Source organism: Streptomyces niveiscabiei, assembly GCF_001419795.1.
Lineage (GTDB): Bacteria > Actinomycetota > Actinomycetes > Streptomycetales > Streptomycetaceae > Streptomyces > Streptomyces niveiscabiei.
In genome coordinates this window covers 1-15,562 of record NZ_LIRL01000230.1, presented here as the reverse complement: position 1 = coordinate 15,562, position 15,562 = coordinate 1, and the positions used below count along the sequence as shown (strand labels likewise).

At 73.7% G+C, this 15,562-nt stretch carries 14 protein-coding genes; 8 read left to right on the top strand and 6 right to left on the bottom strand.

Annotated elements, in window-relative coordinates:
• The first annotated feature begins 145 nt into the window (after positions 1-145).
• The 3 genes from AOK24_RS12665 (at position 146) to AOK24_RS12655 (ending at position 2,063) form a co-directional block, all read left to right on the top strand.
• Positions 146-586 carry a roadblock/LC7 domain-containing protein gene (locus tag AOK24_RS12665; RefSeq protein ID WP_010360553.1) on the top strand — a complete coding sequence of 147 codons (441 nt, stop codon included), beginning with the start codon at positions 146-148 and terminating at the stop codon, positions 584-586.
• 1 nt (position 587) lies between these two features.
• Positions 588-983, top strand: a complete 396-nt coding sequence (locus AOK24_RS12660) for a DUF742 domain-containing protein (RefSeq protein ID WP_055720162.1) — start codon at positions 588-590, stop codon at positions 981-983.
• 474 nt (positions 984-1,457) lie between these two features.
• A complete protein-coding gene (locus AOK24_RS12655) occupies positions 1,458-2,063 on the top strand; it encodes a GTP-binding protein (protein ID WP_055720161.1) in 606 nt (201 codons plus the stop codon).
• A 67-nt stretch (positions 2,064-2,130) separates the two neighbouring features.
• Here the strand turns inward: AOK24_RS12655 and glpK are convergent, their stop codons facing one another.
• The 4 genes from glpK to AOK24_RS12640 all read right to left on the bottom strand — a co-directional run bounded on the left by glpK (position 2,131) and on the right by AOK24_RS12640 (position 6,018).
• Positions 2,131-3,633: a glycerol kinase GlpK gene (gene glpK / locus AOK24_RS12650; RefSeq protein ID WP_055720160.1), complete on the bottom strand. Its 1,503-nt coding sequence runs from the start codon at positions 3,631-3,633 to the stop codon at positions 2,131-2,133.
• A gap of 10 nt (positions 3,634-3,643) precedes the next feature.
• Positions 3,644-3,814: a hypothetical protein gene (locus tag AOK24_RS48460; RefSeq protein ID WP_159051854.1), complete on the bottom strand. Its 171-nt coding sequence runs from the start codon at positions 3,812-3,814 to the stop codon at positions 3,644-3,646.
• Between the two features lie 591 nt (positions 3,815-4,405).
• Positions 4,406-5,596 (bottom strand): lipid-transfer protein, encoded by a 1,191-nt coding sequence (locus AOK24_RS12645; RefSeq protein ID WP_055720159.1) that lies wholly within the window; start codon positions 5,594-5,596, stop codon positions 4,406-4,408.
• A complete protein-coding gene (locus tag AOK24_RS12640) occupies positions 5,593-6,018 on the bottom strand; it encodes a Zn-ribbon domain-containing OB-fold protein (RefSeq protein WP_055720158.1) in 426 nt (141 codons plus the stop codon). The genes AOK24_RS12645 and AOK24_RS12640 overlap by 4 nt, the downstream gene beginning before the upstream one ends.
• 114 nt (positions 6,019-6,132) lie before the next feature.
• Between AOK24_RS12640 and AOK24_RS12635 the strand changes: the two genes are divergently transcribed.
• Complete coding sequence (locus AOK24_RS12635) at positions 6,133-6,933, top strand: M15 family metallopeptidase (protein ID WP_055720157.1); 801 nt, start codon at positions 6,133-6,135, stop codon at positions 6,931-6,933.
• Positions 6,934-6,980: 47 nt separating this feature from the next.
• Positions 6,981-7,517, top strand: coding sequence for an NUDIX domain-containing protein (locus AOK24_RS12630; RefSeq protein WP_055720156.1), 537 nt, complete (start codon positions 6,981-6,983; stop codon positions 7,515-7,517).
• On the opposite strand, the gene AOK24_RS12625 is transcribed toward AOK24_RS12630, so the two are convergent.
• Positions 7,508-9,892, bottom strand: a complete 2,385-nt coding sequence (locus tag AOK24_RS12625; protein WP_055720155.1) for a glycoside hydrolase family 31 protein — start codon at positions 9,890-9,892, stop codon at positions 7,508-7,510. The genes AOK24_RS12630 and AOK24_RS12625 overlap by 10 nt on opposite strands.
• Positions 9,893-10,071: 179 nt before the next feature.
• On the opposite strand from AOK24_RS12625, the gene AOK24_RS12620 reads away from it, so the two are divergent.
• On the top strand, positions 10,072-12,039 hold the full coding sequence (locus AOK24_RS12620) for an acetoacetate--CoA ligase (protein ID WP_055720154.1): 1,968 nt from the start codon (positions 10,072-10,074) through the stop codon (positions 12,037-12,039).
• Positions 12,040-12,060: 21 nt separating this feature from the next.
• On the opposite strand, the gene AOK24_RS12615 is transcribed toward AOK24_RS12620, so the two are convergent.
• Complete coding sequence (locus tag AOK24_RS12615; RefSeq protein ID WP_055720163.1) at positions 12,061-13,380, bottom strand: aminotransferase class I/II-fold pyridoxal phosphate-dependent enzyme; 1,320 nt, start codon at positions 13,378-13,380, stop codon at positions 12,061-12,063.
• Positions 13,381-13,425: 45 nt separating this feature from the next.
• On the opposite strand from AOK24_RS12615, the gene AOK24_RS12610 reads away from it, so the two are divergent.
• A complete protein-coding gene (locus AOK24_RS12610) occupies positions 13,426-14,700 on the top strand; it encodes an MFS transporter (RefSeq protein ID WP_276206833.1) in 1,275 nt (424 codons plus the stop codon).
• 29 nt (positions 14,701-14,729) lie between these two features.
• Positions 14,730-15,562 (top strand): hypothetical protein (locus AOK24_RS12605; protein ID WP_055720152.1); only part of this gene is annotated, 833 nt, incomplete at its 3' end.

Genomic DNA, 15,562 nt, shown 5'->3' with positions numbered 1-15,562 from the left:
CCGACCTCGCCGACCGCGACGCCGACCAGGTACGCAACCGTATGGCCTCGCTCCAGCGCGGCTGGCAGCGCGGGCGCGAGGAGAACGCCGAGGGCGACGACGCCCACGGCACAGCACCACGAGGAACGACTAAGGGGGACGGTCGATGACCGCACCGAAGACGAGCGGCCACACGCCCGAGCAGCGCGAGCTGAACTGGCTCCTCGACGAGCTCGTCGGCCGCGTCGCCAGCATCCGCAAGGCCGTCGTGCTCTCCGGGGACGGCCTGCCCACCGGGGTCTCCCAGGACCTCACCCGGGAGGACAGCGAGCACCTCGCCGCCGTCGCCTCCGGCTTCCACAGCCTCGCCAAGGGCGTCGGCCGGCACTTCGACGCGGGCAGCGTCCGCCAGACCCTCGTCGAGCTGGACGACGCGTTCCTGTTCGTCACCGCCGCCGGCGACGGCAGCTGCCTCGCCGTCCTCGCGGACGCGGACTCCGACGTCGGCCAGGTCGCGTACGAGATGACCCTGCTGGTCAAGCGGGTCGGCGTGCACCTGGGGACCGCGCCGCGCACCGACCTGCCGTCCGGCGGGCCTGTGGGATGACATGAGCACAGACGGTCAGGGAACGAAGCACTGGTTCGACGACGAGGCGGGTCCCGTCGTCCGCCCGTACGCCATGACGCGCGGGCGCACCACCGGCACGGGGCACCACCGCCTCGACCTCATCGCCGTGGTCGTCGCCGAACCCGACGCGGGCGACCCGGAGGACGACCACACGCTCTCCCCGGAGCACGTGGACATCGTCGGCCTGTGCCGCGTCGCCCCGCAGTCGGTCGCGGAACTCGCCGCCGAACTCGACCTGCCGATCGGCGTGGTCCGGGTGCTCATCGGGGACCTCGTGGACAAGAAGTTCGTCCACGTGAACCGTCCGGTGCCGCCCGCGGAGCTGCCGGACGAGAGCATTCTCCGCGACGTGATCACCGGCCTGCGGGCGCTGTGAACCGTGCGGGAACAACGGGGTGAGGACGTGAGCAGGCAGTCGCCGACGGACCGGGGGAGCGGCGCGCCCGCCCTGGCCCCGCGCCGCCCGCACGACTGCCCACCGCCCCGTGAGCCGCTGTCGGAGCACCCCTGGAGGTCCTCCGGCACGGCGGCCCCCGCGCGCGTGCGCCCGACACCGCCGTACGACACCCTCCCGGCCGCCTCCGGGATTCCCCGCCCGTTACGGGTCCCCCCTTCTCCACGACTCCTGTACGGTTCCGGAACCGCCCTCCCGCGCGCGTGCGTCGTACAGACGCGGCGCAGGCCGCCCGGCGCAGCCGTCCCCGGATCCCCGCGACGGCCCTCGGCCGGTCCGCGAACCCCTTCGGCACGGTCGTCGGACCCGGCGGCAGCGAGAGACCCGGCGGCGCGGGCCACGGCCGACCGCCTTCCCCCAATCCCAGCAAGCACCAGCAAGCAGGAGAAGTGAACGATGATCTTCGGGCGTTCTGAGCGCGGGAAGCCGCCGGTCGAGCCCGTCACGCTCAAGATCCTGGTCGCCGGCGGCTTCGGCGTCGGCAAGACCACCCTCGTCGGCGCGGTCAGCGAGATCAGGCCGCTGCGCACCGAGGAGATCCTCACCGAGGCCGGCCGCCCGGTCGACGACACCACCGGGGTGGAGAGCAAGCACACCACCACCGTCGCCATGGACTTCGGGCGCATCACCCTGCGCGAGGACCTCACCCTGTACCTGTTCGGGACGCCCGGGCAGGAGCGGTTCTGGTTCATGTGGGACGAGCTGACCGAGGGCGCGCTGGGCGCGGTGGTCCTCGCGGACACCCGCCGCCTGGAGGACTGCTTCGCCGCCGTCGACTACTTCGAACGGCGCTCCATACCGTTCATCATCGGCGTCAACTGCTTCGAGGGCGCGGCCCGTTACCCGGTCGAGGCGGTCCGCCAGGCGCTCGACCTGGACGACAGCATCCCGGTCCTCCTGTGCGACGCGCGCGACCGGCGCTCCGTCAAGGACATCCTCGTCGGCGTCGTCCAGCACGCGATGGACTTCGGCACGCGCCGCCGGCACACCGTCGGGACCTGAGCCGTGCGGCCCTGAGCGGCCCGTACCCCCGCCGACCGGGGTACGGGCCGCGGTTCATGAGGGGGTGTCACTCCTCCAGCCAGCCGAGGCTCCGGTCCACCGCGCGGCGCCAGTTGCGGTACTCACGCGCGCGTACGGACGCGTCCATGGCCGGCGTCCAGCGCGCGTCCTCGCGCCAGTGCGCGCGCAGTTCGTCGAGCCCGTCCCAGACGCCGGTGGCCAGGCCGGCCGCGTACGCCGCTCCCAGGCACGTCGTCTCCGGCACGCGCGGGCGGATCACCGGGACGTCCAGGACGTCCGCCTGGTGCTGCATCAGCAGGTCGTTGCGGGTCATCCCGCCGTCCACCTTCAGGGACGTGAGGGCGACCCCGGAGTCCTGCCGCATGGCGTCCACGACCTCCCGCGTCTGCCAGCTCGTCGCCTCCAGCACCGCGCGCGCGAGGTGCGCCTTCGTGACGTACCGGGTCAGACCGGTGACGACCCCGCGCGCGTCGGAGCGCCAGTACGGCGCGAACAGCCCAGAGAAGGCGGGGACGACGTAGGCGCCGCCGTTGTCCTCGACGCTCGCGGCCAGCGGCTCGATCTCGTCGGCGCTGCGGATGATGCCGAGCTGGTCGCGGAACCATTGGACGAGCGCGCCCGTTATGGCTATCGAGCCCTCCAGGCAGTACACCGGGGCCTCGCCGCCGATCTTGTAGCCCAGCGTCGTCAGCAGCCCGTGCTTCGACGGCACCGGCCGGTTGCCGGTGTTGAGCAGCAGGAAGCTCCCGGTGCCGTAGGTGTTCTTCGCGTCGCCCGCCGCGTAGCACGCCTGCCCGAAGACGGCCGCGTGCTGGTCGCCGAGCGCGGACGCGACCGGTACGCCCGCCAGCTGGCCCACGGCGGTGCCGTACACCTCGGCCGAGGAGCGGATCTCGGGGAGCACGGCCTCGGGGATGTCCATCGCGGCCAGCACGGCGGGGTCCCACTGGAGGGTCTCCAGGTTCATCAGCATCGTGCGGCCGGCGTTGGTGACGTCGGTGACGTGCCGGCCGCCGTCGGGCCCGCCGGTGAGGTTCCAGATCAGCCAGGAGTCGATCGTCCCGAAGGCGATCTCGCCGCGTTCGGCGCGGGCGCGCAGTCCGGGGACGTGCTCCAGGAGCCAGGCGACCTTGGGGCCGGAGAAGTAGCTCGCGAGCGGCAGTCCGGTGCGGTCACGGAAACGATCCTGCCCGTCCGCGCCACCGAGCTGCGCACAGAGTTCGGCGGTGCGGGTGTCCTGCCAGACGATCGCGTTGTGAACGGGTTTGCCCGTTCCTCGATCCCACAGGACCGTCGTCTCGCGCTGGTTCGTGATCCCGAGGGCCGCGATCCGGTCGGCCCGCAGTCCCGCCTTGGCGAGCGCCCCGGCGACCACCGCCTGGGTCCGCGCCCAGATCTCGGTCGCGTCGTGCTCCACCCAGCCGGGCTTCGGGAAGATCTGCCGGTGCTCGCGCTGGTCCACGGCGACGATCGCGCCGTCGTGGTCGAAGACGATGCAGCGGCTGGACGTGGTGCCCTGGTCGATCGCGGCGACGTACCGCTCCGTCATGGCTGCCTCCTCAGGGGGCCGCGTTGCGGACGATCCCGGCGGACACCGCGCGGGCGACCGGCGCACGCGCGTGACTCCCGCCGGAGGCATGCAGGGAGGACGGCGCCTCGCCGCGTCGGACGGCGTCCCGCGCGCCGGTCCCCGGCGTCACCCTCGTACCGAAGGCCTCTCCGTTGCTCATGGCGTCTCCCGGGCCCGGTGCTCCGGCCTGGACAGGGTTCCCGCGTCCCGCCCGGCCTCCGTGACGAGCGTGCCGTCGCATCGGGGGAGTGCGGACAGCGCCCACACGGCGGCATGCCGGGATACGCCGAGAATGTACGGCGATGTCACCCGACACCGGGAAGTTTTCACCGCCCCTGAGGGACCGTCAAGAAGGCGGGCACGGGATGTGTACGAGGCCGGCACGGGCGTCTCGCGCGGGCACCGCGGAGGCGTGACGCGGGCCGGAGGCTCGGGGAGGCGCGGGGGCTGCGGGTCCGCTCCCCGGCCTCGGCCCACCCTGCGCTCCGCCTTCACGGGAGCCGGACCGCTGCGTAGCGCGGACCGGGCGAACCCCGCCCGCCTCCTCGGCCCCGTCCGGCCCTGTGGAGCGCCTTGGCGGCCTTCCTGGGCGCTGCTGGGCAGGCGGCGGCACTTCCGGGTGCTCGGTGACGCTGTCAGTCCCGCACAGGGACGCTCCGGGCCTGCGTGGGACTGTGGAGAGCGGCAGGGGGCGTCGAGAGAGGTTCACGCGTGTTTCCGGCCGCCCTGCGCCCCCTCGGCGGGGGTCCGTTCACCGCACCGCGACCACCGCCGACCCGTGCCCGAACAGCCCTTGGTTCGTGGCGATCCCCACGCGCGCGCCTGCCACCTGCCGCTTGCCGGCCTCCCCGCGCAACTGCCAGGTCAGCTCGCACACCTGGGCTATGGCCTGCGCCGGGACCGCCTCCCCGAAGGAGGCCAGCCCGCCGCTGACGTTCACCGGGGTCCGGCCGCCGAGTGCTGTCTCCCCGGCCTGCAACAGCTTGGCGCCCTCGCCCTCGCCGCACAGTGCGAGGTCCTCGTACCACTGGAGCTCCAGGGCCGTCGACAGGTCGTACACCTCCGCGAGCGACAGGTCCTCGGGGCCGATGCCGGCCTCCTCGTACGCGGCCCGCGTGATGGACGCCCGCAGCGTCTCCCCGTACGGTTCGGCGCCCGTCGCGGAGTCGGTGGCGATGTCCGGGAGGTCCAGCACCCGGGTGGGGTAGCGGGGCGTCACCGTCGACACCGCGCGGATGCGCACCGGCCTGCGGCTGCTGTGCCGGCGCGCGAACTCCGTCCCGGCCAGCACCAGGGCCGCCCCGCCGTCGGAGGTCGCGCAGATGTCCAGCAGCCGCAGCGGATCGGCGACGACGGGGGAGGCGTCGACCTCCTCGGGGGTGACCCGCGCGCGGTAGCGGGCGTTCGGGTTGAGCGCCCCGAGGGCCGCGTTCTTCACCTTGACCCGGGTGAAATCCTCCAGCGTGTCGCCGTACACGGCCATGCGCCTGCGCGCGTACAGGCCGAAGTAGGCCGGGTTCGTCGCTCCGAGGAGCCGGAAGCGCAGCCAGTCCGGGTCGTCGGGGCGGTCGCCCCCGGCGGGGCGGAAGAACCCCTTGGGCGCGGCGTCGGCGCCCACCACCAGCACGACGCGGGAGAGCCCGGCGAGGATGCGCGCCCGCGCCACGTCGATGGCCTGCGCCCCGGACGCGCACGCCGCGTACACGCTCGTCACGCGCGCGCCCTGCCAGCCCAGCGCCCGCGCGAACGTCGCCCCCGCGACGAACCCCGGATAGCCGCCGCGCACCGTGTCCGCGCCGACGACCGCGTCCACGTCCCGCCAGTCGAGCCCCGCGTCGGCGAGCGCCGCCCGCGCGGCCGTCACGCCGTACTCCGTGAAGCCGCGCCCCCACTTGCCCCAGGGGTGCATGCCCGCGCCGAGCACGGTCACCTCCGCCGTCATGACTCCACCTCCACCGGCCGCCAGTTCCACGTCGTCCACACCGTCCCGGGTTCTTCGCTCAGCACCCCCGCCACCGCCTCGACCTCCATGCCCACCGCCAGCTCACCGACCCCCACCCCGGGCGCCGCCTGCCCCAGCACCACCATCCGCTCCGCCGCCAGCTCTACCGCGACCAACGCGTACGGCTCCCACGGAAGTTCCCGGTCGCTCACGTAGGGTGACGGCGGCCGGTAGCGGCAGTCGGTGTACGACCAGACCCGGCCGCGCCGCGAGAGGGGCACCTCGGTCAGCTCGCCGCCCGCGCAGCCGGGGTTGCGGCAGTGCACGTCCTCCCGGGGGAAGAACACCGACGTGCACGCGCCGCAGCGCGTCCCGAGCAGCCTGAAGTCGTCCCCGTCCCCGGTGAACCAGCCGTCCACCACGGGCCTGCGCACGCGTGTCACGCGACCTCCCCGCACCACGATCTGACGGAACGTCAGGAGTCTGTCACGGCCGCCCGCAAATGGGCAGGGCCCGGCGGGGGAAGTGTGCACGGCATGAGACGACCCTTCCGAGCAGCCCTCACCGCGCTCGCCGCCCTGCTCGCCACGGCCCTCGCCCCCGCCCCGGCCTCGGCCCGCACCGAGCCGAAGGCACCCGCCGACTTCGTCGCCCTGCGCTCGGTCGACCCGACGATCCGCCAGGAGATGCGCTACACCACCGTCCACAACTTCGTCGGCGCGCGCGTGGACGGCTACCGCGAACCCCTGTGCATCCTCACCCGCCCCGCCGCCGAGGCCCTCCACCGCGCGCAGGCGCGCCTGCTGCGCAAGGGCTACACCCTCAAGGTCTACGACTGCTACCGCCCGCAGCGCGCGGTCGACCACTTCGTGCGCTGGGCCGAGGACCTCGACGACCAGGCGATGAAGGCCGAGTTCTACCCCGAGGTCGACAAGACCCGCCTCTTCACGGACGGTTACATCGCCGAGAAGTCCGGCCACAGCCGGGGCTCCACCCTGGACGTCACCCTCGTGAAGCTCCCGGCGCTCCCGACCCGCCCCTACGTCCCCGGCGAACCCCTGGTGTCCTGCCACGCGCCCCGATGGGAGCGATTTCCCGACAACTCCGTCGACATGGGGACCGGATTCGACTGTTTCGACACCCTCTCCCACACGCTCGACCCGCGCGTGCGGGGCGTCCAGCGCGCCAACCGGCTGCTCCTGAAGAGCACCCTGGAGAGCCTCGGTTTCGTGAACCTCGCCGAGGAATGGTGGCACTACACCTTCAAGCCGGAGCCCTATCCGGACACGTACTTCGACTTCCCGGTGGCCACCGCGTCGCTCACCAGGGGGGATTGAAACCCGTCGACGAGACGCCCTCCGCGCGATCGGATACAGTCCGCCGCGTGTCACAAACTCAGCACACCACTTCGAACTCCGCACGGGACAGCCACTGTTCGAGCTGCGGAGCCCCCTACGGGGAGGGCGTCACCGGCTGGCCCCGCATCTGCCCGGCCTGCTCCACCGTGCACTACCGCAACCCCCTGCCGGTCGGCATCGCCCTCCAGCCCGTGTACGACACCCTGGGCACCGCCCTGGTCGTCATCCAGCGGACCGTCGAACCCGCGCGCGGGGGCATCGCCCTGCCCGGCGGCTACGTCGACGACCGCGAGGACTGGAAGCACGCCGTCGTCCGCGAGCTCAAGGAGGAGACGGGCATCGACGCGGCGAGCCGCGACGTCCGCCTCGCCGACGCCATGAGCTCCCCCGACGGCCACCTCCTGCTGTTCGGCCTGCTCCCCGAGCGCCCCGCCGACCGCCTGCCGGCGTCCGCCGCCACCGACGAGACGGACGGCTGGCAGCTCCTGCGGCGCCCCGAGGAACTGGCCTTCCCGCTGCACACGATCGCCGTACGGGCCTTCTTCGAGGGCCGCTACATCTGAGCCGTCGGCCCGCCCGGACCCCGCAGCCGCACCGGACAGGACGGTTCGAGCACGCCGTCCTCGTCCTCACGGCTCTCCCGCTCGACGACGACCCGCGGTCCCTCCCAACGGGTGACGTACCACTCGATCTCCGGCTCGTCCCAGCCGTCGCCCGCGTCCCGCACCACCAGGCCGCCGCCCGTCCGCCCCCGGGCGGGCGCCCACACCTCCAGCTCCAGGCCGCCGTCCGCGCCCCGCACCGGAATCACCGAACCCGCGCGCGCGAGCACCGGGATCCGCCCCGCGGGCGCGTCCACCAGGACCTGCCCCGGCCCCTCGTACGCGCGCTCCGTCGCCGTGTCGTACCAGAGCCCCCTCGGCAGCTGCACCGCGCGCCGGTCCACGTCCGGCCCCAGCACCGGGGCGACCAGCAGACAGTCACCCAGCAGGAACGCGTCCTCGCAGTCCCGCAGCGCCCGGTCCTCCGGCGCACCCCACCACAGCGGGCGCGCGTACGGCGCACCGGTACGCCGCGCCAGGTGCGCCAGCGTCACGAAGTACGGCGCCAGGCGCCGCCGCTCCAGCAGCGCCTCGCGCGCGTGCGCCAGCACCTCGGGACCGAACTCCCACGGCTCCCGGCGCCCCGCCCTGATCGCCGCGTGCGTACGGAACAGCGGCAGGTACGCGCCCAGCTGGAACCAGCGCAGGTACAGCTCCGGCGAAGGGCTCCCGTCGAAGCCGCCGATGTCGGGGCCCGAGTACGGGATCCCGCACAGGCCGAGACCGAGCACCAGCGCCAGCGACGCCCGCAGCCCCGGCCAGCCCGTGGAGACGTCCCCCGACCACGTCCCGCCGTACCGTTGCAGGCCCGCCCAGCCGGACCGGGAGAACACGAACGGCCGCTCCTCGGGGGCCAGCGTCCGCAGGCCCTCGTAGCCCGCCCTGGCCATGCACAGCGCGTACACGTTGTGCGCCTCGCGATGGTCGCCGCCGCGCCCCTCCAGGTCGTGCCGCGCCGAACGGGGCAGCGTCGTGTCCCCGAAGGCCGCGAACGACGTCGGCTCGTTCATGTCGTGCCAGAACCCCGAGAACCCCTGCGCCAGCCGCTCCGCGTACAGCTCGCCCCACCAGGCGCGCACCCGCGCGTGCGTGAAGTCCGGGAACACCGACTCCCCGGGCCACACGACACCCCGTACGACCCGCCCGGAGGCGTCCCGCACGAACGCGTCCAGGGCCGCTCCCGCGTCGTACACCTCGTTGCCGGGCTCCGCGCGCACGGCCGGGTCGACGATCGACACCAGCCGCACCCCGTCCCGGCGCAGCTCCTGCGCGAACTGCGAGAGCTTGGGGAACCGCTCCTGGTCGACCGTGAACACCTGATGGGCGTCGAAGTGGTCGATGTCCAGGTGGAGCGCGTCCAGCGGCAGCCCGTGCTCCCGGTAGCCGGCGACGACCCGCCGCACCTCCTGCTCGCTGCCGAAGCCCCAGCGCGCGTGGTGGTACCCGAGCGCCCAGGACGGCGGCAGCGCGGGCGCGCCCGTCAGTGACGCCCAGCCGAGCAGTACGCGCGCGGGCGTGCCGACGACGACCCAGCAGCGCAGCGGCCCGCCCTCCGCCCGCACCTCGCTCGACCCGGCCCGGTCGTGCCCCGAACCGGCCCCCTCCTCGCCCTCCCGGAGCGTCACCGTGCCGTCCCAGGACGTGTCGTGGAACACCAGGTGCGTGCCCGCGTCCGCGACGACCACCTGCACCGGCATCGTCAGGTACAGCGGATCGTCCCCGGGCCCGAACGAGCCGCCCGGGTCGGTGTTCCACAGCCGGTACGTCCCCGCGCGCAGGCGCGGCCCGTCCGCGCGCCCGCCCAGCCCGAAGAACCGGGCGTCCGCCGCCACCTCCGAACGCTGCATCCAGCGCGCGGGCCCCCCGTCCACCGGCTCCCACCAGCGCGGCGGCAGATCGCGCCGCAGCACCACGCCCCCGGGCGTGCACACCTCGATCGCCCCGTGCCGCGACACCGAGACCGTCGCCCGCTCGGCGACCACCCGCCAGCCGCCGTCCTTGTCGGGCTCCAGCACCGCGCGCGGATCGGCCTCGGGCGCCCCCGCGAGCGCGTACGACGGCTCCGGCTCCGCACCGTCCCAGCCCCAGAACACCGCGCCGTTGACCGCGACCATGATCCGCAGCTCGGACCGCTCGAACCGCAGGACGCCCCCGCCGGGCCCCGGCCGAGCCTCCCGCACGGACCCGGGCACCCGCGCCCGCTCCGCGCCCCGGGGCGGCAGCCCGGAGGCGTCCGTACGCCTCCTGCGCCACGCCGCGCGTACGGTGCGCAACTTCTGGGCCGCCCCCACCGAACCGACCACTTTTATCGAACGCACCAGGTCACGACCGTTCATGCTGCTCACCCTGCCATGTGCCGTTCCCCGCGCACGTGCCGTTCAACTTCCGTTCACCCGCGACGGGATCACGACGTCACGACACCGCCGCGGCGGAGCGCACCCTGGTGCAGAAGTCGATCACATGGCATCGTCCGTGTCAGCCGCCGCCCTCACGCGCACCGCCCGGGAGCCGCCCCATGTCGACCCTGAACCCTCGGCCGCTCTGGCAGCCAGACGCCGAGCGTATCGCCCGCGCGAAGGTGACGAAGTTCCAGGCCTGGGCGGCGGGGCAGCACGGCGCGCCCGCCGACGGCGGCTACCCCGCCCTGCACGCCTGGTCGGTCGCCGAACCCGAGGCGTTCTGGACGGCCGTCACCGAGTGGTTCGACGTCCGCTTCTCGACGCCCTACGCGCGCGTGCTGGGCGACCGCTCGATGCCCGGCGCCCAGTGGTTCCCCGGCGCCACCCTCAACTACGCCGAGCACGCCCTGCGCCACGCCGCCACGCGCGCGGACGAACCGGCCCTCCTGCACGTCGACGAGACCCACGAGCCCCGCCCGGTCACCTGGTCCGAGCTGCGCGGCCAGGTCGGCTCCCTCGCCGCCGCCCTGCGCCGCCTCGGAGTACGGCCGGGAGACCGCGTGAGCGGCTATCTCCCGAACGTTCCGCAGGCGGCGGTCGCCCTGCTCGCCACGGCCGCCGTGGGCGCCGTGTGGACCTCCTGCGCCCCCGACTTCGGCGCCCGCAGCGTCCTCGACCGGTTCCAGCAGGTCGAACCGGTCGTCCTGTTCACCGTCGACGGCTACCGCTACGGCGGCAAGGAGCACGACCGCCGCGAGGTCGTCGCGGAACTCCGCCGCGAACTGCCCACTGTGCGCGCGGTCGTCCACATCCCCCTCCTGGGCACCGACACGCCCGAGGGAGCCGTCGACTGGGCGTCCCTCACGGACGGCGACGAGGAACCCGTCTTCGAACAGGTCCCCTTCGACCACCCCCTGTGGGTCCTGTACTCCTCCGGCACGACCGGCCTGCCCAAGGCCATCGTCCAGTCCCAGGGCGGCATCCTCGTCGAGCACCTCAAACAGCTCGGCCTGCACTGCGACCTCGGCCCCGAGGACGTCCTGTTCTGGTTCACGTCCACCGGCTGGATGATGTGGAACTTCCTGGTCTCCGGCCTCCTCACGGGCACGACGGTCGTCCTGTACGACGGCAGCCCCGGGTACCCCGACACGGGCGCGCAGTGGCGCGTCGCCGAACGCACGGGCGCCACCCTCTACGGCACCTCGGCGGCGTACGTGATGGCCTGCCGCAAGGCCGGCGTGCACCCCGCGCGCGACTACGACCTCACGCGCGTGCAGTGCGTCGCCACCACCGGCTCCCCGCTGCCCCCGGACGGCTTCCGCTGGCTGCACGACGAGGTGGGCGCCGACACCTGGATCGCCTCCGTCAGCGGCGGCACCGACGTGTGCTCCTGCTTCGCCGGCGCCGTCCCCACGCTCCCGGTGTACACGGGCGAGCTCCAGGCCCCCGGCCTCGGCACCGACCTCCAGGCGTGGGACCCGCAGGGGCGGCCCGTGATCGACGAGGTCGGCGAACTCGTCGTCACCAACCCCATGCCGTCCATGCCGATCCGCTTCTGGAACGACCCCGACGGCAGCCGCTACCACGACAGCTACTTCGACACCTACCCCGGCGTCTGGCGCCACGGCGACTGGATCACCGTCACCGCGCGCGGGTCGGTGATCATCCACGGCCGCTCCGATTCCACGCTCAACCGGCAGGGCGTACGGATGGGCTCCGCCGACATCTACGAGGTCGTCGAACGCCTCCCCGAGATCAGGGAGTCCCTGGTTATCGGTGTCGAACAGGCCGACGGCGGCTACTGGATGCCGCTCTTCGTGCACCTGACACCCGGCTCCGTCCTCGACGAGGCCCTCCTCGACCGCATCCGCGGCACCATCCGCGAACAGCTCTCCCCGCGCCACGTCCCGGACGAGGTCATCGAGGTCCCCGGCATCCCGCACACCCTCACGGGCAAGCGCATCGAGGTGCCCGTCAAACGCCTCCTCCAGGGCACCCCGCTGGAGAAGGCCGTCAACCCGGGCTCCATCGACAACCTCGACCTGCTGGGCTTCTACGAGGACCTCGCCCGCAAACGGGGCTGAGAACGCCCCTGAGGGCCCCTCTCAGCCCCCGTAGGTCGCCTCGGACTCGCCCAGGACGCCGACGAAGTCCTGGGCCAGCAGCGCCCCGTCAGCGGATTTGAGGTCGGCCACCGAGATCCGTACGCCCGGCCCGGCCGCCAGCCGGAACCGGGCCCCTGCCGCGACCCACCAGCCGCGCGAGCGCAGCCCGTTGACGACCGCCGACTCGTCGCGCACCGGCACCCACACGTTCATCCCGCTCACGCCGTGCGCGGCGATCCCGCGCGCGGACAGCTCCCGCAGCAACACCGTCCTGCGCAGCCCGTACGCCTCGCGCGCACGCGTGACGAGCGCGCGCGTCGCGTCGTCGGTCATCAGGCCGTGCACGGTCTCCTGGAGCAGGTGACTCACCCAGCCCGAGGTCAGCAGCAGCCGCCCGTCGTGCCGGGCCAGCGTCGTCGCGTCACAGGCCGCCGCCGCCCACCTGAGGTCGGTGCCGAGGAACTTGCTCACCGTCCGCACGTGCACCCAGCGCGCGGGCCCGCCGTCGGTGAGCGTCCACAGCGGCGCGCCGGCCACCTCGGAGGCGTGGTCGTTCTCCACGACCAGCACGTCCGGCGCCGTACGCAGCACCCCGGTGAGCGCGTCCCTGCGCGCACGCGTGAAGCACCCGCCGTACGGGTTCTGCGCGCGCGGGCTGCACACCACCGCCCGCACGCCCGCGCGCAACGCCGCCTCCAGCGCCTCGGGCCGCACCCCCTCGTCGTCCACGGCGACGGGCACGACCCGCAGGCCCAGGGCGGCGACCAGGTCCAGGAGGTGGTGGTATCCCGGGTCCTCCATGGCGACGGCGTCGCCGGGGCGCAGCTCCACGGAGAGCAGCCGGGCGATCAGGTCGAGCGCGCCGTGCGCGAACGTCACGTGCTCCACCGGCACACCGTCCGGCGCGAGCCAGCCCTGTACGGCCTCTTCGAGGCGGGCCAGCCGCGGTGTCGAGCGGTGCGAGCGGGCGCCGGGGGAGAGGCGCGAGGGCGGGACCAGACCGGGGAGCAGCGCGGGGTCGGGATGGCCTCCGGCGAGGTCCCGCAGGCCCTCCGGGACCTTCGGCGGGCGGCGCGGCGCCACCGACGGCACCTCCGCCACCACCGTCCCGCCCCGTCCCCGGGTCACGACGATGCCCCGCACGCGGAGCTCCTTGTAGGCGGTGGCGACCGTCCCGGGACTCACCCCGAGGCCGTCCGCGAGCCGCCGTACCGGGGGCAGCGCTGCGCCCGGCCCCAAGGAGCCGTCGGACACGCCCCGTTCCACGGACGCGGCAATCTCCTTGGCCGTCGTCCCCGTGATCGCATATTGTGTTGCCACATTCGACATTATGTATCAATACAAAAAATGACGCAAGGGGGAACCATGGCGCTGACGCGTCGAAAAACCACCGGAGAGCCCCGCATACCCGGCGGACCCGATGGCCGCCGCATGGTCGTCATCGCCCTCGTCGACCGCATCGGCAGCGGCCTGTGGGCCACCGTCTCCGTCCTGTACTTCACCTACGTCGCCCACCTCTCCCTCGCCGAGGTCGGCACCCTCGCCGCCGTCGCCGGAGCCCTCGGCATCGCCGGCGCCCCCAGCGGCGGCCTGCTCGCCGACCGCTTCCCGCTCACCCGGGTCCTCGTCGCCGTCCAACTCCTGCGCGCCATAGCCTCCTTCGGCCTCCTCGTCACCGACCGGTTCGCCCTCCTCCTCGCCCTCACCGCACTCGGCGGCTTCGGCGACCGCGCGAGCAGCGTCCTCACCAAGCTCTACGCCACCCGCGTCGCCGGCCCCGACCGCGTCCGCTACCAGGCCGTCCAACGCACCGTCGCCAACGCGGGCTGGGCCATCGGCGGCCTCGTGGCAGCGCTGGGCCTCGCCCTCGGCGGCACCGCCGCCTACCGCTGGCTCCTCCTCGGCGACGCCCTCTCCTTCACCGCCGTCGCCCTGCTCACCCTGCGCTGCGGCGAACCCCCCTCACCCGCCCGCACCGTCGCCGACTCCGACACCCCGGCGCAGGCGGCCCGGCCCCGAGGCCCCTGGCGCGACCGCACCTACCTCGCCTACGTCGCCACCGAAGCCGTCCTCTTCCTCGACGACGCCGTCTTCAAGGTCGGCCTCCCGCTGTGGATCGTCCACCTCGACACCGCGCCCCACGGCCTCGCACCCCTGCTCATGGTCCTCAACAACCTCCTCGTCGTGGCCCTCCAGGTCCCCATGGCCCGCTTCGGCGCGACCACCGCCGCCGCCCGCGGCCTCCTCCTCCCGCTCTCGGCCGCCTTCGCCGCGGGCGGCGCCGCCATGGCCCTGGCCGCGACCGGCGGCGCCGTCACCGCGACCCTGCTCCTCACCGCCGCGGCCACCGCCTTCACCCTCGCCGAGATCCTCCACGCCACCGTCTCCTGGGAACTCTCCGTCGCCCTCGCCCCCGACACCGCCCAGGGCGCCTACCTCGGCGTCCACGGCCTCGCCCAGTCCGCCCAGCGCACCGTCGGACCACTCGCCGTCACCGCCGCCATCGCCACCGGCCCCCTCGGCTGGGCCGCATTCGGCACGGTTATCGCCCTGACCTGCGGAATCCAGCACCGACTCGTACGAGCCAGGCTCGCGCAGACCCCGTTGTCAGTGCCGCCGGTTACTGTGAGTGAGCATTGACCGAACGCTCTGCACACAGGGGGAACACCATGAACCACACCGACCAGCGGACCATGCGCCGGGACCTGCGCCGCGAGATCGCCGGCACCATCGGCCTCCTCACCGACGAACACGACTTCAGCGCCATGCGCCGCTACCGCACCTTCACCTTCGACGACCACACCACCTACCTCCGCCAGGTCGAAGCCGTCCTCAAGACCCGCGCCGCCGAAGGCACCCACACCAGCCTCGCCCTCTTCGACCCCCAGGACTACGCCGACTACTGCGCCGACCACGGCCTCGACCCCGACACCCCGCAGACCCGAGGCCGCTACACGGCCGAACTCGCCGCCACCGGCCCCGTCATCGCCTACGACGGCGGCCCCCTCACCGACCTCGTCCCCACCCTCGTCGACGAAGCCGTCCGCCGCGCCACCTGGGAATACGCCGCGACCCTCCTCGCCCGCCTCGGCGCCTGCGCCTCCTGCGGCGAGGACATCGGCCGCGCCGCCTTCACCCGCGCCTCCGCCCTCCTCACCCGCATCCTCGCCAGCGCACCACCCGGCCACCGCCACCTCGTGTGCAGCGTCTCCACCGCACCCGAAACCCTCATCGCCGTCCTGCACGCCGAATCCGCCCCCGACGGCACCGCCCGGCTCGACGAGACCGAAGCCCTGGAATTCACCACGATCCTCGCCCTCGGCATCGCCACCCACAGCCCCGGCGGACTCGTCCTGCGCGTCACCGCCCCCGGCGCCCGCGACCGCGTCCACGGCTGGCGCCTGCGCGGCGAGGACCTCGAACCCCTCACCGCCGCCGAGGTCTTCGACGCCTACTGCACCGACGCCGAGTCCGGCGACCTGATCTCCCCCGAGTCCGACGT

Bases quoted from the DNA above. Each gene is read 5' to 3' on its own strand.
- AOK24_RS12625 (WP_055720155.1), bottom strand. From the start codon at position 9,892: ATGAACGGTCGTGACCTGGTGCGTTCGATAAAAGTGGTCGGTTCGGTG.
- glpK (WP_055720160.1), bottom strand. From the start codon at position 3,633: ATGACGGAGCGGTACGTCGCCGCGATCGACCAGGGCACCACGTCCAGC.
- AOK24_RS12620 (WP_055720154.1), top strand. From the start codon at position 10,072: ATGTCGACCCTGAACCCTCGGCCGCTCTGGCAGCCAGACGCCGAGCGT.
- AOK24_RS12655 (WP_055720161.1), top strand. From the start codon at position 1,458: ATGATCTTCGGGCGTTCTGAGCGCGGGAAGCCGCCGGTCGAGCCCGTC.
- AOK24_RS12610 (WP_276206833.1), top strand. From the start codon at position 13,426: ATGGCGCTGACGCGTCGAAAAACCACCGGAGAGCCCCGCATACCCGGC.
- AOK24_RS12660 (WP_055720162.1), top strand. From the start codon at position 588: ATGAGCACAGACGGTCAGGGAACGAAGCACTGGTTCGACGACGAGGCG.
- AOK24_RS48460 (WP_159051854.1), bottom strand. From the start codon at position 3,814: ATGAGCAACGGAGAGGCCTTCGGTACGAGGGTGACGCCGGGGACCGGC.
- AOK24_RS12665 (WP_010360553.1), top strand. From the start codon at position 146: ATGACCGCACCGAAGACGAGCGGCCACACGCCCGAGCAGCGCGAGCTG.
- AOK24_RS12645 (WP_055720159.1), bottom strand. From the start codon at position 5,596: ATGACGGCGGAGGTGACCGTGCTCGGCGCGGGCATGCACCCCTGGGGC.
- AOK24_RS12635 (WP_055720157.1), top strand. From the start codon at position 6,133: ATGAGACGACCCTTCCGAGCAGCCCTCACCGCGCTCGCCGCCCTGCTC.